At 62.6% G+C, this 19,482-nt stretch carries 17 protein-coding genes; 5 read left to right on the top strand and 12 right to left on the bottom strand.

The window, feature by feature from the left end:
- Position 1: 1 nt before the first annotated feature.
- From radA to pspA, 8 genes are all read right to left on the bottom strand, one after another.
- Positions 2 to 1,402, bottom strand: coding sequence for a DNA repair protein RadA (radA, locus tag HKD28_RS04510; RefSeq protein ID WP_194267188.1), 1,401 nt, complete (start codon positions 1,400 to 1,402; stop codon positions 2 to 4).
- A 172-nt stretch (positions 1,403 to 1,574) separates the two neighbouring features.
- Positions 1,575 to 1,781 (bottom strand): hypothetical protein, encoded by a 207-nt coding sequence (locus HKD28_RS04505; protein ID WP_194267490.1) that lies wholly within the window; start codon positions 1,779 to 1,781, stop codon positions 1,575 to 1,577.
- Entirely contained in the window at positions 1,778 to 2,578 is an 801-nt protein-coding gene (locus tag HKD28_RS04500; protein ID WP_194267186.1) for an ABC transporter ATP-binding protein, read from the bottom strand. Before HKD28_RS04500 ends, HKD28_RS04505 begins: the two co-directional genes overlap by 4 nt.
- Positions 2,575 to 3,360: an MlaE family ABC transporter permease gene (locus HKD28_RS04495; protein WP_062029251.1), complete on the bottom strand. Its 786-nt coding sequence runs from the start codon at positions 3,358 to 3,360 to the stop codon at positions 2,575 to 2,577. The genes HKD28_RS04500 and HKD28_RS04495 overlap by 4 nt, the downstream gene beginning before the upstream one ends.
- Positions 3,361 to 3,412: 52 nt before the next feature.
- The gene (locus HKD28_RS04490; RefSeq protein ID WP_194267176.1) at positions 3,413 to 4,756 is read right to left on the bottom strand and encodes a GIN domain-containing protein; all 1,344 of its coding nucleotides are present in this window, start codon (positions 4,754 to 4,756) and stop codon (positions 3,413 to 3,415) included.
- Positions 4,757 to 4,758: 2 nt separating this feature from the next.
- Positions 4,759 to 6,018, bottom strand: coding sequence for a hypothetical protein (locus HKD28_RS04485; protein ID WP_194267174.1), 1,260 nt, complete (start codon positions 6,016 to 6,018; stop codon positions 4,759 to 4,761).
- Complete coding sequence (gene pspB, locus HKD28_RS04480) at positions 6,015 to 6,254, bottom strand: envelope stress response membrane protein PspB (RefSeq protein ID WP_194267171.1); 240 nt, start codon at positions 6,252 to 6,254, stop codon at positions 6,015 to 6,017. Before pspB ends, HKD28_RS04485 begins: the two co-directional genes overlap by 4 nt.
- 27 nt (positions 6,255 to 6,281) lie before the next feature.
- Positions 6,282 to 6,965, bottom strand: a complete 684-nt coding sequence (gene pspA / locus HKD28_RS04475; protein WP_099285830.1) for a phage shock protein PspA — start codon at positions 6,963 to 6,965, stop codon at positions 6,282 to 6,284.
- Between the two features lie 113 nt (positions 6,966 to 7,078).
- Here pspA and pspF point away from each other — a divergent pair, with 113 nt between their 5' ends.
- The 5 genes from pspF to HKD28_RS04450 all read left to right on the top strand — a co-directional run bounded on the left by pspF (position 7,079) and on the right by HKD28_RS04450 (position 13,462).
- Positions 7,079 to 8,140: a phage shock protein operon transcriptional activator gene (gene pspF / locus HKD28_RS04470; protein ID WP_194267169.1), complete on the top strand. Its 1,062-nt coding sequence runs from the start codon at positions 7,079 to 7,081 to the stop codon at positions 8,138 to 8,140.
- A 268-nt stretch (positions 8,141 to 8,408) separates the two neighbouring features.
- The gene (locus HKD28_RS04465; protein WP_194267167.1) at positions 8,409 to 9,089 is read left to right on the top strand and encodes a phosphoadenylyl-sulfate reductase; all 681 of its coding nucleotides are present in this window, start codon (positions 8,409 to 8,411) and stop codon (positions 9,087 to 9,089) included.
- A 77-nt stretch (positions 9,090 to 9,166) separates the two neighbouring features.
- Entirely contained in the window at positions 9,167 to 9,961 is a 795-nt protein-coding gene (cysD, locus tag HKD28_RS04460) for a sulfate adenylyltransferase subunit CysD (RefSeq protein WP_099285886.1), read from the top strand.
- A 2-nt stretch (positions 9,962 to 9,963) separates the two neighbouring features.
- The gene (gene cysC / locus HKD28_RS04455; protein ID WP_194267165.1) at positions 9,964 to 11,844 is read left to right on the top strand and encodes an adenylyl-sulfate kinase; all 1,881 of its coding nucleotides are present in this window, start codon (positions 9,964 to 9,966) and stop codon (positions 11,842 to 11,844) included.
- 208 nt (positions 11,845 to 12,052) lie between these two features.
- Positions 12,053 to 13,462, top strand: coding sequence for a sugar porter family MFS transporter (locus tag HKD28_RS04450; RefSeq protein ID WP_241009395.1), 1,410 nt, complete (start codon positions 12,053 to 12,055; stop codon positions 13,460 to 13,462).
- Between the two features lie 23 nt (positions 13,463 to 13,485).
- On the opposite strand, the gene HKD28_RS04445 is transcribed toward HKD28_RS04450, so the two are convergent.
- From HKD28_RS04445 to HKD28_RS04430, 4 genes are all read right to left on the bottom strand, one after another.
- The gene (locus HKD28_RS04445; RefSeq protein ID WP_194267163.1) at positions 13,486 to 14,811 is read right to left on the bottom strand and encodes a UDP-glucose dehydrogenase family protein; all 1,326 of its coding nucleotides are present in this window, start codon (positions 14,809 to 14,811) and stop codon (positions 13,486 to 13,488) included.
- A gap of 66 nt (positions 14,812 to 14,877) precedes the next feature.
- On the bottom strand, positions 14,878 to 16,797 hold the full coding sequence (locus HKD28_RS04440; protein ID WP_194267161.1) for an AsmA family protein: 1,920 nt from the start codon (positions 16,795 to 16,797) through the stop codon (positions 14,878 to 14,880).
- Between the two features lie 161 nt (positions 16,798 to 16,958).
- Positions 16,959 to 17,492, bottom strand: a complete 534-nt coding sequence (locus HKD28_RS04435; protein WP_194267468.1) for a GlcG/HbpS family heme-binding protein — start codon at positions 17,490 to 17,492, stop codon at positions 16,959 to 16,961.
- 148 nt (positions 17,493 to 17,640) lie between these two features.
- A complete protein-coding gene (locus HKD28_RS04430) occupies positions 17,641 to 19,368 on the bottom strand; it encodes an OprO/OprP family phosphate-selective porin (protein WP_194261097.1) in 1,728 nt (575 codons plus the stop codon).
- Between the last annotated feature and the right edge of the window lie 114 nt (positions 19,369 to 19,482).

The following is a 19,482-nucleotide window of genomic DNA, read 5'->3' as shown; positions in this document are numbered from 1 at the left end:
GTTATTCGTCCTTGTCGGAAAACAGCCCGACCAGATCCGTCAGATGTCCGATTTCGCGTAGTTTCAGGCCTGTGGGCGGCTTGACCCGCGCGGAAGCCGCCGAGACGCGCCGGGGCAGAATGGCCTCGCCAAAGCCCAGCTTGGCGACTTCCTTGAGACGCAGATCGGCCTGACTGACCTGCCGGATTTCGCCCGAAAGCCCGACTTCGCCGAAATAGGCGGCACTGGGGGAGGTCGGATGGCCCGTGGCGGCGGACACAAGGGCCGCGGCCACCGCCATATCGGCAGCCGGTTCGTTCACGCGCAAACCGCCCGCGATGTTCAGATAGACGTCCATATTCGCAAGCTTGAGGCCACATCGGGAATCCAGCACGGCCAGCAGCATGTTCAGTCGCGACGTATCCCAGCCCACAACAGCCCGTCGCGGCGCCCCATCTCCGGCCTTGGGAGACAGCAGCGCCTGAATTTCCAGCAGGACCGGGCGCGTGCCCTCCAGCCCTGCAAAAACGGCCGAGCCCGCGATATTGCCCCGCCGCTCCGCCAGAAACAGCGCGGAGGGATTAGGCACTTCTGTCAGCCCGATATCGGTCATGGCGAAAACGCCGATTTCGTCGGTCGCGCCAAAGCGGTTTTTGGCCGCGCGCAGGATACGGAACTGATGCCCGCGATCGCCCTCGAAATACATGACCGCATCGACCATGTGTTCCAGAACACGTGGCCCGGCGAGGGAGCCTTCCTTCGTGACATGCCCGATCAGGATCAGCGCAAAACCGAGCGTCTTGGCCAGCCGGATCAGCTCGAACGCACTCGCCCGCACCTGGGAGACCGATCCCGGCGAGCTTTCCACGCTTTCCAGCCACATCGTCTGGATGGAATCGATGACCACGACCGTATGCGCCCGGTCCTGCTCCAGCGAGCCCACGATTTCCCCGACATTGATGGAGGCCGCAAGATCCAGCGAGTCCAGCATTTTGGGATCACGGTCCAGACCCAGCCGCTGGGCGCGGATGCGGATCTGGTCCACCGATTCTTCGCCCGACACATACAGGACGCGATGCCCCGACCGCGCGAGCGCGCAGGTCGTCTGGAGCATGAGCGTGGATTTGCCGATGCCCGGATCACCGCCGACCAGCACGACGGACGCCGGGACAAGACCTCCGCCCAGAACGCGGTCCAGTTCGGCAATGCTTGTCGTAATGCGCGGGGGCGGGCGCGTTTCGCCATCCAGCCGGACTGTTTGCAGGCGCCCTGAACTCAGCTTGCCGGTCTTGCGGGCCGTCGGCTCGACCGTCTCTTCAACCAGCGTGTTCCATTCGCCGCAGGCCTCGCATTTCCCGTTCCATTTCGGATAGGTGGCGCCACAGTTCTGGCAGACGTAACGGGTGGTCGGCTTTTTGGCCAAGGCTGGTCTCTTCGATTTGAGGGGAACAAACCCAGTATATAGGGAGTGCTTAACCGTTGATCCAGCCGGGGCTTTGCCCCGGACCCCACCAAAGGTCGCGACCTTTGGAAACCTTTAGAATCAGGGTGCAGGGATCAAGATCCCTGCCGGGCCCGGGCAGAGCCCGGAATCCTTACTCCCGCGTCCGCAGAATCAACCGCGCCAGAAGCCGCGAGACCACAATAATCAGCAGAAACCCAAGAAGCTGAAGCACCATGTTCGGATGTGCGGGCTGATGACGGAACATTATGAACAGGAGCGGCAGGGCGATCAGATAGCTCAGCCCGATGCGCTTCCAGATAATGGGATCGGTTTTCGGGAAACGGGGCAGGAGGCTCATTTGCGTAGCTCCATGGTGATGGGGCCTTCGCGTCGGCCATGGGTGAACTGATCCACCATGGCGTTGCCCGAATTCATGAGCTCGGACGCTTCGCCCTGCCAGATCAGCTTCCCGCGATAGAGCATCGCCGCACGGTTCCCAATCCGCTGGGCCGAGGCCATATCGTGAGTGATGGCAATGGCGGTGGAGCCGAGCTTCTGCACGCAGTCCACGATCAGCCCGTCGATGACGGCGCCCATGATCGGGTCCAGCCCGGTCGTGGGTTCATCGAAGAACATGATGTTGGGATTGCCCGCAATGGCGCGCGCTAGACCGACGCGTTTCTGCATACCGCCCGAAAGCTCAGACGGGCTGAGTTCGCCGACAGACGGGTCCAGCCCCACCTGTTCGAGCAGACCTCCGGCTATTTGCAGTGCCTGCGTGCGGGACGGGGTCGCGCCATTGCGGTCGGAATGCTTGGCGCGAACGCCGAACGCCACGTTCTCGCCAACGCTCATGCTGTCGAACAGAGCACCGTTCTGGAACAGCATGCCGATCTGCCGACGCAGGGCATCCTGCTTGGAACGCGAAGCCGTCAGCAGGTTTTCGCCGTCGATCTCGATTGTTCCGGCGTCGGGCTCGATCAGACCGAGAATGCAGCGCAGCAGGACGGATTTCCCAGAGCCGGACCCGCCGATGATGACCATGGACGTGCCAGCTTCGACATCGAGATCCACGCCATCAAGCACGATCTTGGAGCCGAAAGCCTTGTGCAGGCCGCGGATGCGGATCTTTGGGATGCCTAGGGAATTGCTCATTGTGAGAAGAACAGATCTGTCAGGAGATAATCGAACAGCAGGAGCAGGATGGACGCGCCCACGACAGCGGCTGTCGTGGCCGAGCCCACGCCCTCTGCGCCGCCACGGCTGTTATAGCCGTTATAGCAGCCCAGAAGCGCGATTAGGAATCCGAACACCGCCGCTTTGACGAGGCCGACGACGACATCCATCGTCTTGAGCGAATCCAGCGTGGCCGTGATGTAGGTCGAGGGCGAAAAACCGAGTTTGGCGACCGAAACCGTGAAGCCACCCATGACACCCAGAATATCTGCGACCAGCACGAGACAGGGCAGCGCGAGCGTTCCGGCCAGAAGACGCGGCGTCACGAGATATTTCATCGGATCGGTGGACAGCGTGGTGAGCGCGTCAATCTGGTCGGTCACGCGCATGGTGCCGATCTGTGCGGACATGGCCGCGCCTACGCGCCCGGCGACCATCAGCCCGGCTAGAACAGGGCCAAGCTCACGGGTCACGGCAAGGACGACGATCCCGGCAATGGCGCTCTGCACATGATACTGCCCGAAGCCCACATAGGACTGAAGTGCGATCACGGCCCCTGAAAACAGGGCCGTCAGCGCCACAACGGGAAGGGAGAAGAACCCCGTCTCGATCAGGCTGGAGAAGAAAATCCGCCAGTAAAAGGGCGGTCGCACCAGATGCGACAGAGCCTCCAGCGCGAACAGGGCCAGAGCACCTGCTTGCTTGATAAGGCCGAGAGCGGCGCGGCCAAGGGCCGCTATGGGGTCAAGAACGGCATTCACCCTTCAGCCCCTACCCTGCCTGCATCCGGACGTCAAAGTTTCCGTCCTGCATTCAGGCGCGTCGGCCGTCGGTCCGCTCCAGATCCCGGAACTGCCGCTCCAGACTGAAATCGGAGGATGTAACGCAGCGTTCGATCAGGCCGAGCCTGCGCTCCATGCGCGCCAGCCGATCCTGAAGCCGGGCCAGGGGATGGCCCGGCGGGACGGAGCGGGAGAAATCTTCCGCGGCTTCGGGCTGCGGACGCCGGAAACCAAGCACGGCATCCCTGATCACGGCTGTCGCGCTGGCGGCGGGTGTTTCCTGCCATGCCGCGCGGTGCCGGGACCAGCTCCGCACACCCTCCGCATATCCTGCGGCGGCCTTGTCCAGCGTTCCCCGGAACGGAATAACGCCTGTCCGGCGATAGCGTCGGAAAAGACGCACGGCCCAGATGATCAGAAAGATTTTCAGCAGCAGCCCAATCACCCCATGACCGCTGGAATGATGGACAGTGGATGTGTTGCCGAAAGTGATCTCAGGCGTATCCATATGGATATCGAGATGGTCAAGAACCTTGCGTGTCGCATCGGAGAGGATGGCGGACCCGTCCGGTGTGGTCACGGTCGTGATCCGCGCACCGGCTGTGTCCTCCACGGAGAGCGTGCCGGACCCGATAGGACGCTTTTTCAGCGTTTCGCTCACCTTCTGAAGCGTGATGTCGCCGCTGCCGAGAAGGGTCAGATCCGCATCGCGGGCCGTGGCGTTCAGCGTAATATCGGCCGAGCCATAATCCCGGACCGTCAGAACATCCGCGCTCCCACGTTCGATCCGGATATCGCCCGAAGACATAGCCGTGATGCTGGCGCTTGAAGCTGCGAGATCGCCGATCTGCAGGTCGCCGCTGGACAGGCTTTGCACGGTCATCCGTCCCGTCAGCCGCCCGACCGAGACGTTTCCGGGGCCTGTCATCGTCAGGTTCAGGCCGCTGGCCTGATCGATGTCGAGATCGCCGTGTCCGCTCTCCGCCGTGACGTCGCCGTTAACGCCAGTGATGCGATAGAGCGTCGTATGGTTGTGGGAGGACTGGATGTCGAGGCTGGTCCGGGCCGGAACCATGACGGTCGCACTGTCCTGAGCCGCGCAGTCCTGCGGAGTGGTCGTGAAAGTCAGGCGTTCCCCATGTTTTTTCAGGCTGCCGCTGCCGGAGACGATATGCGCATTCGGGCCGCTCACGACGGACAGGTTTTCAAGACATGTCGCCGGGATGACGAGCGTGTCAGGGCTGCTCGTTGAGGACACGTTGAAGGACGGCGGGGCTGGAGGCGAGGGAGGTGCCGGAGGGGCTGGTGGCGCGGGCGCGGCACCGCAACTCAGAAGCGCGAGCAGAGTCAGGCGCGCATGCAGATGGTGGCGCATCCCTATTCTCCCTGAGCGCCGTTCTGAGCGCTCTTTCCGATCGTCGAGGGTGCGGTCGGATTTGCTGCTGGGGCGGCGGGGGTCACTGCGGGAGCCGGAATCGTTGTCTGCGGCGCGGTCTGGGCGGGCGCGCTTGTGACAGGAAGGCTGGCAGGCGCCTGCGCTGTTTGCGGCGCCTTCGACGCGGCGTCTTTTGAGGGAGTCGGAACGCTGGGCGCCTGCGGGATGGCAGGGCTGTCAGGCGCGGAAGGCTGGCGGACAGGCGCGGGAGCCGGAACCACGGTTGGCGTGGTTGGGGCCTGAACCGTAGGGGGCTGAACCACAGGTGCCTGCATGACGGGCGCGGAAGCAGCCGGAGGCGTGACCACGGGGGCCGGAACGGTCGTGGTCGCGCTGGCAGGGGGCGTCTGGACCGGAAGGGAGGGCTGCGGCGCTGCGGGAGGAGGCGTCGGTACGGCAGCCGGTGGCGGCGGCGTGGGACGATAGATCACGCCATTCTCCGCGCCGACGCGGACGGTGCCTTTTCCCGAGCGCACCATTGGCCCTGTAACCGCCTCGATATTGACGTCACCTGTTCCGTTGGCTGCGACCGTCGCCACCGTGGCGTGAGCCAGAATGGTGGCGCTGGCCTGATCGGCCGTAATCAGCGTCAGGGCGTCGATAGTGCCCCCCGAGAGCGTCATGCCCGCATTCTGCGTCAACTGCACCGAAAGAGCCGCGAGCTGCGCCGTATCAGCCGTCAGCGTCGAGGTGCCGGAGGCCACGATCTGGGCGGCACGTTCGAGGGAGTGGATGTGGACGCTGGAGGCGCCCTGCATGTCCAGGTCGAGGGACTGGGTGTTTTCGATGTCCATGGTGGCGGAATCGAGGCTGGCGTCCAGGGAGGCGAGCTTTCCGGCGATGACGAAATGCGTGTCGTGGCTGTCGTGGATTGTCAGGCCGGTGCTGGGGGAAATGCTGATTGTCAGCTTTCCGTTGGGGGCGCAGGACTTTGTGGCGATGGAGATGCGGCTTTGCGCTTCTTCCTTGCCGGTATGCATGGAGACCTGTGCGAGGCTGCTTGAATCAAGCGTTGCCCCGTCCTTCATGTTGGGATCGACCACGACCCTGACCTGTCCGGTGCAGGGGATCGACAGGTCCAGATCCTCTCCGGACAGGGTCATGCGCGCGGCGTGGGCTGCGGGCGACAGCAGGACGGTACCCGCCAGCAGAGCCAGAAGCGCCGGGCGGCGGCCGGAAAAGAGGACGGGGCGGCGTGTCATCGTGCGTTCCTTGCTCTCCAGCCCGGGATATCCTCGTCGAGGATGCGTTCGAGCTGGTCGATCCTTTCTTCCAGACGCGTAGCATGGGCTTCGGCCTGTGTCAGGGCGGCCTGAAGCATGGGGTCCTGCTGGGGCGTACCTTTTGGTGAGCCGTTGGCATGTTTGACCATGCTGACGACAGACCAGCAGATGATGGCTGTGATGGGAACAAGGAAGGGGAAGATGGACGAATTCATGCCTTGGGCCTTTCGGTCAGCCTTTTCTCAGCCTGCGCTTTTCTTTTCGGCCACACGGCGCTTGAGGGCTTCGAATTCGTTTTCCACGACGGCATCGGTTTCAAGGGCTGCGAGTTCCTCCTGAAGGGTGGGGTGGCCGGTGCGGCGGCCCAGATCATACGCCTCTGCCTTGCCTTCAAGCTCATCAAGAGCGCGTTCCACCTGATCAAAACGGTTCAGCGTGTCGTCGATGCGGGTGTCGTAGAGTTTTTCGCGGGTTTTCAGGCGGCCCTGCGCGGTGCGGGCGCGGATGGAGAGCGCCTTTTCGCGGGATTTGGCGTCGGCGATCTTGGCCTGAAGTTTGGAGATGTCGTCGTTCTGCTGGTCCAGCCCGTCCGAGATCTGGGCGATCTGCTGTTCCAGTGCTTCGCGCGACTGTTCCACGCTGTGGCGGGCGGCCAGCGCCGCGCGGGCGAGATCGTCGCGGTCCCGTTCGATGGCGAGACCGGCCTTGCGGTGCCATTCGTCTTCTTCGTGCATCATGGTGCGGACGCGGCGTTCGAGCTGTTTGCGTTCGGCGATCGTGCGGACGGCCTGACTGCGGACCTCGACCAGCGTGTCTTCCATTTCCTGAATGACCAGACGGATCATTTTCTGCGGGTCCTCGGCATTAGCGAGAATCGCATTCAGATTGGAGTTCACGATATCGGCGAGGCGAGAAAAAATACCCATGATGCTTTCCTTCCTGTTGAAGAGACTTAGGACAGATCCCTGCTCTTGTCAGTGATGCTGTTTTGAGGGTGTTATGAACTGAAGACCTGAACGGGGGCGTGAGAGACCATAAAATGGCGAGAAGCACCGATATCGACGAGGTGCCGACCCCGATCGGGCGGGCTCCGGCATTTCTGGGGATGCTGGATCAGGTCTCCCGTCTGGCGCCCCTGCGGCGTCCGGTTCTGGTGATCGGAGAGCGCGGGACCGGCAAGGAACTGGTGGCGGCGCGTCTGGCTCTGCTGTCGGACCGGTGGGACCGGCCGCTGGTGAAGCTCAACTGCGCGGCCCTGCCCGAAGCGCTTCTGGACAGCGAACTGTTCGGCCATGAGGCGGGGGCGTTCACCGGCGCGCAGAAGCGGCGTCTGTCGCGCTTTGAGCGGGCGGACGGGGGCACGATGTTTCTGGACGAGATCGGCACCGCGTCTCAGGCCGTGCAGGAAAAGCTGCTGCGGGTGATTGAATATGGCAGCTTCGAGCGTGTGGGCGGCAGCGAGACCATCCGGGTGGATGTGCGGCTGATCGGGGCGACCAATGCGGATCTGCCCGCCATGGCGCGGGAAGGGCGCTTCCGGGCGGATCTGCTGGACCGGCTGGCTTTCGATGTTGTGAATATCCCGCCGCTGCGGGCGCGTCCGGAGGATATTTCCCTGCTGGCCGAGCATTTTGCCACCCGCATGAGTGCGGAACTGGGGCGGAAGATGTTTGCGGGGTTTACGGAGCGCGCGCTGGAGCGGCTGCAGGCCTATGACTGGCCCGGCAACGTCCGCGAATTGCGCAATGTGGTGGAGCGCAGCGTCTACAGGATGGATCGGCCGGAAAAGGCGCTGGACGAGATCGTGCTGGACCCGTTCGTCGTGCCTGACTGGAAGAACGTGCAGGTTCAGCGTGTGGTGACGGCGGTGCCTGTGGTTGTTCCGGCAGAGGGAGAGACGCTGACGTTCCCGCGTGATTTCGGGGCGGATGTCAGGACGCATGAGCGCAGTTTGCTGGAAGCTGCTTTGCGCGAGGCGCAGTTCAGCCAGCGGCGCGCGGCAGAACTGCTGGGTCTGACCTACTACCAGTTCCGCCATCATCTGCGGCTGCACGGGCTGGCCGACAAGGAGGCGCGGAAGGCGCTTGGCGTGAAGGAGTGAGGGCGTGTCCATGAAGCCCTCTGATGCAGGAACCGTGCCAGATGATGTTTTGGGTGGGGCTGTCGGGACGGGAGCGCATTTCACTTCATTCAGAAATGGCGTCTGAGGCCATTTTTTATGGTTTCGAACCAATTTGTGTGATGAATAATTAAAACTAAACAAAAAAGTTATATCAAACAAAATAGTTTATTTTTGGCAGGTGTGCGCCTATGTCTCTGGCAGGCCGCCTGAGCGGTCGAACTGATCTGGACACAGGCAGGTGCGACACATGTCTCTTTCACGGACGGAACTGGATCATCTTCGGCAGGTCCCGGAAGACCGGATTTTGCAGGAGACGCTGACACGGCTGCGCGGGCGTGTTGCTGTGGTGTCGTCTTTCGGGGCGGAGTCGGCGGTTCTGCTGGATCTGGTGGCGCAGATCGATCCGTCTGTTCCGGTGTTTTTTCTGGATACGAAGCGGCATTTTCCTGAGACGCTGGAGTATCGCGACCGTCTGGTGCGCAGTCTGGGTCTGTCTGATGTGCGGATCCTCTCGCCCATGCCCAAAGCGTTGCATGACCGTGATCCGCAGGACCAGTTGGCTGCGTTCGATCCGGATGCGTGCTGTGCGTTGCGCAAGGTTGAGCCGCTGGATCTGGTGCTGCCGGAATTCGATGTCTGGATTACGGGGCGCAAGCGCAGCCAGTCCGCAACGCGCACGGCGTTGCCGGTTCTGGACCCACAGCCTGATGGCAGCGTGAAGCTCAACCCGCTGGCGGGCTGGGGCCCGGCGCAGATTGAGGCGCAGATGCAGCGCCGGGATCTGCCGCGGCACCCCCTGGTTGCAAAAGGTTACACCTCGATCGGTTGTGCTCCGTGCACAAGGGCGGTCAAGGATGGTGAAGATGGACGGGCGGGCCGGTGGGCCGGTCTGGCCAAGACGGAATGTGGCATTCACAGGCCGGCATGACTACGGAGCGGATAATGACGCAGACACCGATCCTGTCGCGGGATCAGTCCACCACAAGCTTGGCACAACCACGGATCATGGATGATCTGGACCAGCTTGAGGCCCAGAGCATTTTCATTCTGCGCGAGGCCTATCGCAAGCTGAAGCCCCTGTCCCTGCTGTGGTCGCTGGGCAAGGACAGCAATGTGATGGTGTGGCTGGCGCGCAAGGCGTTCATGGGACGTGTGCCGTTCCCGGTCATGCATGTCGATACCGAGAAGAAATTCCCGGAAATGTATGCGTTCCGCGACGAATATACGAAGAAATGGGATCTTGACCTGCTTCTGGGCTACTGCCCGCCGGTTGAGGAAATCGACCCGTCGCTTCCGCCTGCTGCCCGCTCTGCCGCGCGCAAGACGGCTGGTCTGGCTGCGATGATCGAGAAGCACAAGCTGCGTGGCGTCATTGCGGGTATCCGTCGTGACGAGCAGGCGACACGGGCGAAAGAGCGCGTGTTCAGCCCGCGTGGTGCGGGGCATCGCTGGGATGTGCGCAATCAGCCGCCCGAGTTCTGGGACCAGTATGCGACGCCATATGAAGACGGCATGCATATCCGTGTCCATCCGTTGCTGTCATGGCGCGAGATCGACATCTGGCGCTACATCGAGCGCGAGAACATCCCGCTGGTGGATCTGTATTTCGCGAAAGACGGCAAGCGGTATCGCTCGCTGGGCGATCAGGACATCACCAATCCGATCGAGAGCAATGCGTCCACCGTGGCGGAAGTGATTGCCGAACTGGAAACCAGCCGGACGTCCGAGCGTGCGGGGCGTGCGATGGATCATGAATCCGAAGACGTGTTCGAGCGTCTGCGTGTGGCGGGGTATCTGTGACAATGGGCGATAATATCGTGATCGGACAGTATTCCGAGACCCATCGTGCTGCGGCAACACCTATCGTCATTGTCGGGCATGTCGACCATGGCAAGTCCTCGCTGATAGGGCGTCTGCTGTATGACACCGACAGCCTTCAGGACGGCAAGCTGGCGCAGATCGTCGAGAGCAGCCGCAAGCGTGGGCTGGCGGTGGAGTGGAGCTTCCTGCTCGATTCCCTTCAGATCGAGCGCGATCAGGGCGTGACGGTTGATTCCACGCGGATTCCGTTCCGTCTGGGGTCGCGGGAATTCGTGATCGTGGACGCGCCGGGCCATCGTCAGTTCCTGCGCAACATGATTACCGGGGCCGCCGATGCGGAGGCCGCCGTGCTGGTCGTCGATGCCAAGGAGGGCGCGCAGGAGCAGACACGGCGTCATGCCATGTTGCTGCGTCTGATCGGCATTCGTCATGTGATCGTGCTGCTTAACAAGTCCGATCTGCTGGACTTTGACGAAGCGAAGATCGTCAAGGTCGAGTCCGATGTGCGCCAGCTTCTGGGCCGTCTGGAAATCGAGGTTGAGGCTGTTGTTCCGGCGTCTGCGCGCGATGGCGATAACATCGCCAGCCGTTCCGAGCGTTCGCTCTGGTACAAGGGGCCGACGCTGGTGGAGGCTCTGGCCAATGTGCCGCCGCCGGCCTCGCGCGCTGCGTTGCCGTTCCGGATGCCGGTGCAGGATGTCTATCGTTTTGATGGCGTGCGCTATGTGGCGGGGCGGATTGAACGCGGAACCGTCCGTGCGGGCGACCGTCTGACGATTGGTGCGCAGGGGCAGGTTGCGACGGTTGCGGAAGTCTGCCGCTGGCATGCGCCGGAGCTTCCGGTTGCGGGTGCGGGCGAGTCCATCGCGCTGCGTCTGGAGCCGGATCTGGTTCCGGATCGGGGCGATCTGCTGTTCCCGGCAGATGACAAGGCTGCGGCGCCGGAGCGTTCGGCTCGGATTCGCACGCGCCTGTTCTGGCTGCGGGGTGAGCCGCTGCGGGTGGGCGAGAGCTTCACGCTGCGTCTGGCGACGGCCGAGCATGATGTGACGGTGGCGTCCATCGATGCCGTGGTGGATCTGGAAGATCTGACCCTGCGTGAGGGCGACAGCGTGCCGCCGGACGGGTTTGCGGAAATCACGCTGGCGGCGTCTCATGCTGTGTTGTTCGATCCGTTCGCGCCGGGCTTTGGTGATGGGCGTGGTGTTCTGGTGGATCGTTACCAGCGCATCGTCGGCGGTGCGCCGCTGATCGGTCCGGCTGAACTGGCGGACGGCGAACATGCCATTCATCCGACAGCCAGCCGTGTGTCTGCGGCCCGTCAGGTCCAGACGCGCGGTCACAAGAGCGGCGTGTTCTGGCTTACGGGGCTGCCGGGGTCTGGCAAGAGCACGGTGGCGCGGGCGGCAGAGCTGGCCCTTTCGGAACAGGCGATCAATGCGACCGTTCTGGATGGGGACACGTTGCGGGCCGGGCTGTGCAGCGATCTTGGCTTCTCACCGGAAGACCGTCGCGAAAACATCCGCCGTGCGGCGCATGTGGCGAAAATTCTGGCCGAGAGCGGTCAGGTCGTGATCGTGGCGCTGGTGTCTCCGCTTGAGGCGGACCGGGCGCAGGCGCGGCAGATCGTGGGCGAGAACTTCCATGAAGTCTTCGTCGATACACCGCTGCAGACCTGCGAAAAGCGGGACCCCAAGGGGCTGTATGCGGCGGCGCGTTCGGGAAAAATCCCGGAGTTTACGGGCGTTTCCGCGCCTTATGAGGCACCGGTGTCGCCGGAGCTGCGTCTGGCTGCGGACCGTCTGGAGCATGATGCCGTGAATACTTTGACGGCGTTCATTCTGCGGATTGTCCAGCCGTAAGGCTCTTTTTGCTGCTGATGTGGTGTCAGACCCCCTTCCCATTTGGGAAGGGGGTTTTTTCATGTCTGGAGAAAGGACGTGGACACGAAAAATTTCACGTAAAAAACGAAAACCGTCACTTTTGTGATGTTACTTCCGTGAGATGGAGCGTTAAAGAGGACGGATTGTTTACACAATAACGGTCTGCGGCTTCGCGGCGGAAGGTTTTATGATGCAGGGCACGAACGGGTCCATGAGGTTGAGCGGGAATGCTCTGACGAATTTCATTGCAACGATTTCGGCAACGGGCGGGCTGCTGTTCGGGTATGATACCGGCATCATTTCCTCCGCGCTGCTCCAGCTTCGCAATGAGTTTCATCTGGATACGCTTGGCGCGGAAGTCGTGACATCCGCCATTATTCTGGGCGCTCTGATCGGGTGTCTGGTGGCGGGTGGAATTTCTGACCGGCTCGGGCGTCGGCGGACGGTGATGATTGCGGCGGCGCTGTTCCTTGTGGGAACGGTCATCGTGGCCTCGGCGCACAGCGTGGCTGTTCTGATCCTCGCACGTCTGATTCTTGGGCTGGCGATTGGCGGGGCGTCGCAGATCGTACCGATCTATATCGCTGAGATCTCCCCTCCCGAGCGTCGTGGGCGCCTTGTCGTGGGGTTTCAGCTTGCGGTGGTGTCCGGTGTGACGATTTCCTTTATCACCGGCTATCTTCTGCGAGATTCGAGCTGGCGTCTGATGTTCGGAATCGGGATGCTTCCGGCGCTGATCCTGTTTCTGGGCATGGCGTTTCTGCCGAACAGTCCGCGCTGGCTGGCTCTGAACGGTCAGACCGAAGAGGCGCGGATGGTTCTGCGGCGGGTGCGGGCGACCGACGAGATTGCGGATCGGGAACTGGACGGCATTCTCGAGAACCACGATGTGCAGGCGCCTTGGTCCGAGCTGGCGAAGCCGTGGGTGCGGCCTGCGCTGATGGCTTCGGTAGGCATTGCGCTGCTGTGCCAGTTCACGGGCATCAATGCGGTCATGTATTACGCGCCGACGATTTTTGCCGATGCGGGCTTTGGTCAGGATTCAGCGCTGCTGACATCTGTGGCCGTGGGTGTGGGCATGGTGTTTGCGACGGTGTTTGGCGGTTGGGCCGTTGATAACTGGGGACGGCGCACGCTGCTGCTGCGTCTGCTGCCGGGAGCTGTGGTGGCGCTGGTCGTTCTGGGGACGGCGTTTGCGATGCATCTGACGGGTGGTGTCGGGGCGTGGATCACGGTGGCTGCGGTGATGGCCTACACCATTTTCAATACGGGCAGTCTGTCGGTTGCGATCTGGCTGGTGGGTGCAGAAGTCTATCCGCTGTCCTGCCGCAGCAAGGGCATGAGCCTCGTCGCTGGTGGGCACTGGGGCGCGGATCTGGTGATTTCGCTGACGACGCTGTCTCTGGTGCAGGTTCTGGGTGCGGGATGGACGTTCTGGCTGTTTGCCGCCGTCAATGCCTTCGCGTTCTGGTTCGTGCTGCGCTATGTGCCGGAGACCAAGGGGCAGTCGCTTGAGGAACTCGAGCGGCGTCTGAAGAACGGGACGTTTGCGCCGGTGGATCGTGCTGCGGCCCGGGCTGAAGCTCAGGCCCGCTAAGGCAGGTTCTTAAGGCCGTCCCTTCAGGGACGGCCGATGGACTGGTAACTGAATCCGGCCTCGCGCATGAGGTCGGGGCTCCAGATATTCCGCAGATCCGCGATGGCTTTGCCGCGCATCGCGTCACGCAGGCGGAGGGGGTCGAGGGCGCGGAACATGTTCCATTCCGTCAGGACGACCACGACATCGGCGTCCTGCGCGGCTGACAGAGCGTCTTCGCAGTAGCGCACGCCGTCAGGCAGGAGCGAGCGGGCGGCGTCCATGCCTTCGGGGTCGAAGACCTGAAGGGTCGCTCCTGCGTCGTGCAGGCGGGCAAGGATGGGCAGGGACGCGGCTTCGCGCATGTCGTCCGTATCGGGTTTGAAGGTCAGGCCGAGAATGCCGACCGTTTTGCCCTCAAGGGTTCCGCCCGCCTGTGTGATGATGCGCTCGGCCATGCCGGTTTTGCGGGCTTCGTTGATGGCGACTGTGGCTTCCACGAGTTTTGTGGGGGCCCCGGCGTCCTGTGCGATGGCGGTCAGGGCGCGGGTGTCCTTGGGGAAGCAGGAGCCGCCATAGCCTGGTCCGGGGCTGAGGAAGCGGCTGCCGATCCGCTGGTCGAGGCCCATGCCGCGGGCAACGTCATGGATATTGCCGCCGACTTTTTCGCACAGATCGGCCATTTCGTTGATGAAGGTGACTTTCATCGCGAGGAAGGCATTGGCGGCGTATTTGGTCAGTTCCGCCGTTTCCAGATCCGTCAGGACGATCGGGGCCTGAATGGCTGTGAGGGGGCGATAGAGCTGTTCGATCAGGCTCTGCGCGCGGCTGCCGCCATCCGGGCCGGAGCGGTCGATGCCGACGATGACCCGGTCCGGGCGCATGAAATCGTCAATCGCGTTGCCTTCGCGCAGGAATTCGGGGTTTGAGGCCACGTCGAAGGTCAGGTCCGGGCGGGTTTGGCGGAGGATGCGGGCGACTTCGCGGCCCGTGCCGACGGGGACGGTCGATTTCGTGACGACCAGAAGGTCCGTTCGGGCGGCACGGGCGATTTCTTCCGCGGCCGCATAGACATAGGTGAGGTCCGCGTGGCCGTCGCCGCGCCGGGTGGGGGTGCCGACCGCAATGAACACGGCATCGGCGTTTTCCATGGCCGCACCGAGGTCGTCTCCGAAGGTCAGGCGACCGGAGGCGACATTGCTGCTGACGAGGGCGTCCAGTCCGGGTTCGTAGATGGGGATGCGGCCGTCATGGAGGGCCGCGAGCTTTTTCGGGTCCCGCTCCACGATGGCGACGTCCGCTCCGAACTCGGCGAAGCAGGCGCCCGAGACGAGACCGACATATCCGCCACCGACCATTGCAATACGCATCTCTGGACCCTCTCTTTTACGGTCCGACGTGCATAGCCGGGGGCAGGATGAGGTGCAAATCGGGCCTTAACGCGTGGGGCGGGCGCAGGCGTTTGAAGCTGCGAAACCCTGAAGGGCGGGAGGGAGGTTCGTGACCGCGTTGGAATCCGCGAGCATGTCGCGCCCGACCTTCGACCATGTGGCGAGGGAGAGGGTCGGGGCGTCGAAGGGGCCGCTGACGCGCACGGGAACATCGAGCGCGAAGAAGCTCGTCGAGAAGGGGCGGCTGGCGAAGACGAGATCGAGCCATCTGCGGTTGAGGTCGAAATTCGCCTTGGCCGCGATTGTCCCCTCACCTGTGCGCAGGCGGAGCGGGATGACGGTGCCGATGCCCTGATGCATCTGAAGGACGCCGAGCAGGCAGGTGATGGGGGTCACACCCTTGGCGTGACGGAACAGCAGGCGCAGATCCATCGAGGCGGCCTCGACGATTTCCTTTGCGATTTCGCCTTTTTCCATACTGACGGCGGCGGTCATGTCGGCGCGGCTGATGGCTTCGTTGAGGGTATGAACGTTCTTGGAACCGGCGGTGATGCGGAAGTTCAGGCTGCCCTTGACCGGAACGGGCGCGAGACCGGCGACGCGGCGCAGGCGGTCGATGTCGCCATGCGTCAGGACCACGTCGGCTGCGACGCGGGACGATTTTCCGTCGGCTTCGATCCGGCCATCGGCGCTGAGGGACGCGCCGATATAGTCCAGTCGCAGAAGGGGAAATTCAATCCGGTTGGGGGTCTGGGCGGCCTGAATCCTGAGGTTGGTAAAATTGAGCGCGTTGTAGATCAGCTGACGGGCGGTCAGCTCGAAATGGACCAGCGGGTCCGGATCGGGGGGCGTGATGAGCAGAAGGTCCGCGTGCAGGGTGGAGGGGCCTTTTTTGGTGCCCTTTGCGCCCGGCGGGGCGAGGATGGGCATCAGGCCGTTGATGTCGAGGCGTCCGAAGCCGGTTTTGGCTGTGACGTCATCGGGTTTGCCATGGCTGCCTTCGATCAGGGTGAAGTCGCCGCTTTCCATCGTGCTGGTCTGGATGGTGCCCTGTGCTTTGGTGAAGTGCCAGTCATCGCCGGAATGGCTGAAATCGCCGGACAGGGCCAGTTTGACGGGGGCGTGGTCGCCTGTGATCCCCGCAACGCTGAACAAGGTGTCGGAGGTGGAGGTGGTGACGGTGGTGTGGCCTTCCACGCCTTCGAAATTCATCGGGTCCGTCAGGGTGCCGGTGAAGTCCGAGGTCATGTCGCCGGAGGTGACATGGGCTGTGGTGGCGTAGGGGCGGTGGGGCGTCTTGCGGAGGTCGCTGATGGGCTCCATTTCGGCGGAAATGCTGACGGGGGTGTCGTTATAGGCCCCGGTCAGGGTCATGGTGAACGGGCTGCTGTCGCTGGTGGAAGCGAACGTGACCTTTTCAAGCGTGGTTCTGTAGGACGCGCCATTGGCCGAGCGGTAGGTGACGTCGCTGTCGAGGATCGTGGCGTTACGCAGGCCCGGTGCGTTGCTCAGATCGGGCGGTGTGTCTGCTTTGGCCTGTTCCTCGGGGGTGAGGGGCGCGCGGGGCTCGTTCTGGTAGGGGCCGAAGCGCCAGTTGGGCAGATGGGCGGGCGTGCGCTCGAACAGGCCGGAGAACTTTGAAATAACGATATTGCGCGCTTCAGGCGGACCCCAGATCAGGGAGGTCAGGCGGATCTGGGCGGCGAAATGGCCGAGCGTCATCATCTGCGGGCGGGTGCCGTTGGCGATATTGGCGATGGAGACGTCGTCGGCGTCGATGGTCAGCCATGTGCCCGGATGAATGTGAAGGGCGCCGATATGGACGGTGCGGCCGAGCTTTTTCTCCAGCCTTGGCGTGGCGAAGGTGGCGAGGTCCCGGTGATCAATCCAGATCCATCCTGCGCCGAACAGGGCCAGAAGGAGAACGGTGAGGGACAGGATGGAAACCAGAAACCAGCGCAGCAAGAGGACAGTCTTTCAGGGCATATTCAATGAATCCGGACAATACCGGGAAGTTCTTCAAAGGGGAACTCCACGGTAAAGGCCGGGGGATACACGGAATATTTCTGAAAATTCTGCTGCAATAAAAAGACCGTGGTTTTTTGATTGTGTGGTTGATGGCCGCGTTACTGAAAGACGCTGCGGAATTTTTCGACGGCATGCAGGGCGCAGGCTTCGTCCTTGTCGCCGCCGGGGGCGCCGGAGACGCCGAGGCCGCCGAGAATGGCATGATTGGTTGCGCTGCGCAGGGTAACGCCGCCGGGCACGAACAGGACTTCGGGGATGGTGTTCAGGGCGCCGTTTGCAGGGCCGGTGACGCCTGCGGCGATCAGTTCACTGGTTGTGTTTTTGTTGAAGGCCAGACCGTAGGAATAGGCCGTGTAGGCCTTGCGGTAGGACACGGAGAGCGATTGCAGCGGGACCGTATCACCTTTGACGACGGCCTGTTCATGACCGGTTGTGTCCACGACGGTGGCGGTGACGGAATAGCCCTGTGCGGCGCAGAGGCGCACGGCTTCGGCGGCGAGGGCAGCGGCGGTTTCCCAGTCGAGTTTCTGACTGGTGACGATATGGGAGGGTGTTTGCGCGCGGGTGGTGGGGCTCAGAAGGGCTGCGATGAGCGCTGCTGCGGGCAGAACTGTTTTTGCGTTGGGGAGCATCAGCCGGTTCTCTCGTTGTGGAACCAGAAGCATGGTGTGTGCGGGGCGTGGATCGCAATCGGGAATGCGGGGGTGCACGCAATGGTGTTTGCTGGGGGGCTGGGGGTCTCTCCCGGACCGGGGTCCGGGAGAGGGGAACGGGTCTGTTTTAGAACGCAGCCTGAATACGGGCTGCGAAAGAGTTGCCAGAGCGACCGGAAACGTTGGTGGCAGAGGCTACGCTACGAGACGTGACGAAATGGCTGTAGTCCACCATGAAGCGGAAATGGCGGTTCGGGTACCAGTTCAGGCCGCCGGTATAGACATTCTGCATGCCGCCCCGGACGTAGCTGACGCCGTTCTGGCTGGTGATCCCGGCCGTTGCGGCATTGATGTTGCTGTTCAGGTCCAAGCCGCTGTACTGGGCCACGGCTTCGAGGGCACCCCAGTGGTTGAGCGCAGGGTTGAATTCCTGATCCGCACCGACACCAGGTGCACCGAATGCACCTTCCTTGATGTTATACATACGGGGCTTGCCGAAAATCGTGTAGGCAGCGGCACCATACCAGCCCTGGAAGTTGAACGCGGGCAGGTTGGCCTGCGAACGCTGAACGCCAACGTGATAGTATTCGCCCTTCACGAGGAAGCGGTCCCAGCGGAACCCGAGTTCCGGGCCTGCGGCCCAGACCTGGGCAGCCTTGGTGATTGAACCCGTCGCTACGAGGCTGGCTTCACCAATATCAAATTCCGGACGCTGCCCAAAGGACGTCGTACGAGAGCAGTAATTGGCGTTAGCTCCGGTGTTGCAGGCGAGGCGGAAAGCGGCAATCGCCGATACACCGACGTGAAGATCCACATCCTTGGTGGCGATTGGACGGCCAGCGGCGCGGAGCATACCGCCCGTCTGACTGTCTATCGTGGATCCGCTGCCACCACCGTAATAGGTGGAGCTCATGTCAGAGGCGTTGCGGTGACCCCATTCCTGGCCGGTGAAGTAACCGGCAACCCACCAGCGCTTCTCGTAATGCAGGCCGCCGACCACGAAGCGGGCATCACCCGCTGCGATGTTACGGACCATATCCGTGATGCTGGGACGTTCCAGCGTCATGAAGTCGTTGGAGCTTTCGGCGTCCTCTTCCGTCACGCGGGGCTGGAAATAGCCGACCGTCAGGATGGTGTTGCGGAAGCCGGTGTAGTTCAGGTTGCCTTCGTAGAGGCCGACATAACCATCGTTATGGTTGGCGCCGAAATCAGGCGTGACGGCCGCGACCCAGTTCTTGTAGCGGAACATGAACGGAATACGCAGGCGGCGCTGGTTGGTGGTGAAGCTGTTGAAAGCACCACGGGTGTCATTGCCGCGAGGTCCGGAATTAAAGAAGCCGCCGAAGTCTTCATGATAGGCGAGGCCAATCGAGAGGGCATAGGCGCCGTCCGAAGACTGGATCGTCGGGCGACCGCCCGGGAAGCCGACCTTGATGCCGCCGACGCTGACTTCTTCGTCCTGGGCGGTTGCGCGCTGGAAGTCGGCCCAAGAGGAGACGTCAGCGCGGTCTGACGGCGGACGACCATCATCGGCGCCGGGCTTGGCCGGGCGAACGCTGATCAGAGGCTGCGCGGCCGTGCGGGGCTGGCCGATATAACGGCCACGCTGGGCGTAGGGGTTGTTTTCGGCTTCTTCCCGCTGGCGGGCCAGAACGGCACGGGCGCGCTTCACTTCTTCAGCATGTTCTTTCTTCATGCTGGTGAGCTGGGCCTGCATGGCCTGGATCTGCCGTTCCATGATCTGCATCTGGTCGGCGGCCCGGGCGTGACCACAAAGCGGGAGGAGGGAAACCAGGGTCGTTGTGGCCAAAAGGGCCTTGGGAAGACCTGTGGTCCGACGGAAAGAGAAAGCCATTGCTGCGGTGCGTCCTTCTGGGGAGGGCGTGTGTTCCGCAGTTCAGGTATCTGATTCGCTTTTTGAAATAATGGGAAGGTTTCATGACGGGAACATGACAGTTCCATGACAGAA

Source organism: Gluconobacter cadivus (assembly GCF_015244745.1).
GTDB classification, from domain to species: Bacteria; Pseudomonadota; Alphaproteobacteria; order Acetobacterales; family Acetobacteraceae; genus Gluconobacter; species Gluconobacter cadivus.
Note: the sequence above shows the minus strand (reverse complement) of the source record. Positions and strands in the feature narration are given on the sequence as shown.

Bases quoted from the DNA above. Each gene is read 5' to 3' on its own strand.
- HKD28_RS04505 (WP_194267490.1), bottom strand. From the start codon at position 1,781: ATGAGCCTCCTGCCCCGTTTCCCGAAAACCGATCCCATTATCTGGAAG.
- HKD28_RS04500 (WP_194267186.1), bottom strand. From the start codon at position 2,578: ATGAGCAATTCCCTAGGCATCCCAAAGATCCGCATCCGCGGCCTGCAC.
- HKD28_RS04490 (WP_194267176.1), bottom strand. From the start codon at position 4,756: ATGCGCCACCATCTGCATGCGCGCCTGACTCTGCTCGCGCTTCTGAGT.
- HKD28_RS04485 (WP_194267174.1), bottom strand. From the start codon at position 6,018: ATGACACGCCGCCCCGTCCTCTTTTCCGGCCGCCGCCCGGCGCTTCTG.
- pspB (WP_194267171.1), bottom strand. From the start codon at position 6,254: ATGAATTCGTCCATCTTCCCCTTCCTTGTTCCCATCACAGCCATCATC.
- pspA (WP_099285830.1), bottom strand. From the start codon at position 6,965: ATGGGTATTTTTTCTCGCCTCGCCGATATCGTGAACTCCAATCTGAAT.
- pspF (WP_194267169.1), top strand. From the start codon at position 7,079: ATGGCGAGAAGCACCGATATCGACGAGGTGCCGACCCCGATCGGGCGG.
- HKD28_RS04465 (WP_194267167.1), top strand. From the start codon at position 8,409: ATGTCTCTTTCACGGACGGAACTGGATCATCTTCGGCAGGTCCCGGAA.
- cysD (WP_099285886.1), top strand. From the start codon at position 9,167: ATGGATGATCTGGACCAGCTTGAGGCCCAGAGCATTTTCATTCTGCGC.
- cysC (WP_194267165.1), top strand. From the start codon at position 9,964: ATGGGCGATAATATCGTGATCGGACAGTATTCCGAGACCCATCGTGCT.
- HKD28_RS04450 (WP_241009395.1), top strand. From the start codon at position 12,053: ATGATGCAGGGCACGAACGGGTCCATGAGGTTGAGCGGGAATGCTCTG.
- HKD28_RS04445 (WP_194267163.1), bottom strand. From the start codon at position 14,811: ATGCGTATTGCAATGGTCGGTGGCGGATATGTCGGTCTCGTCTCGGGC.
- HKD28_RS04435 (WP_194267468.1), bottom strand. From the start codon at position 17,492: ATGCTCCCCAACGCAAAAACAGTTCTGCCCGCAGCAGCGCTCATCGCA.
- HKD28_RS04430 (WP_194261097.1), bottom strand. From the start codon at position 19,368: ATGGCTTTCTCTTTCCGTCGGACCACAGGTCTTCCCAAGGCCCTTTTG.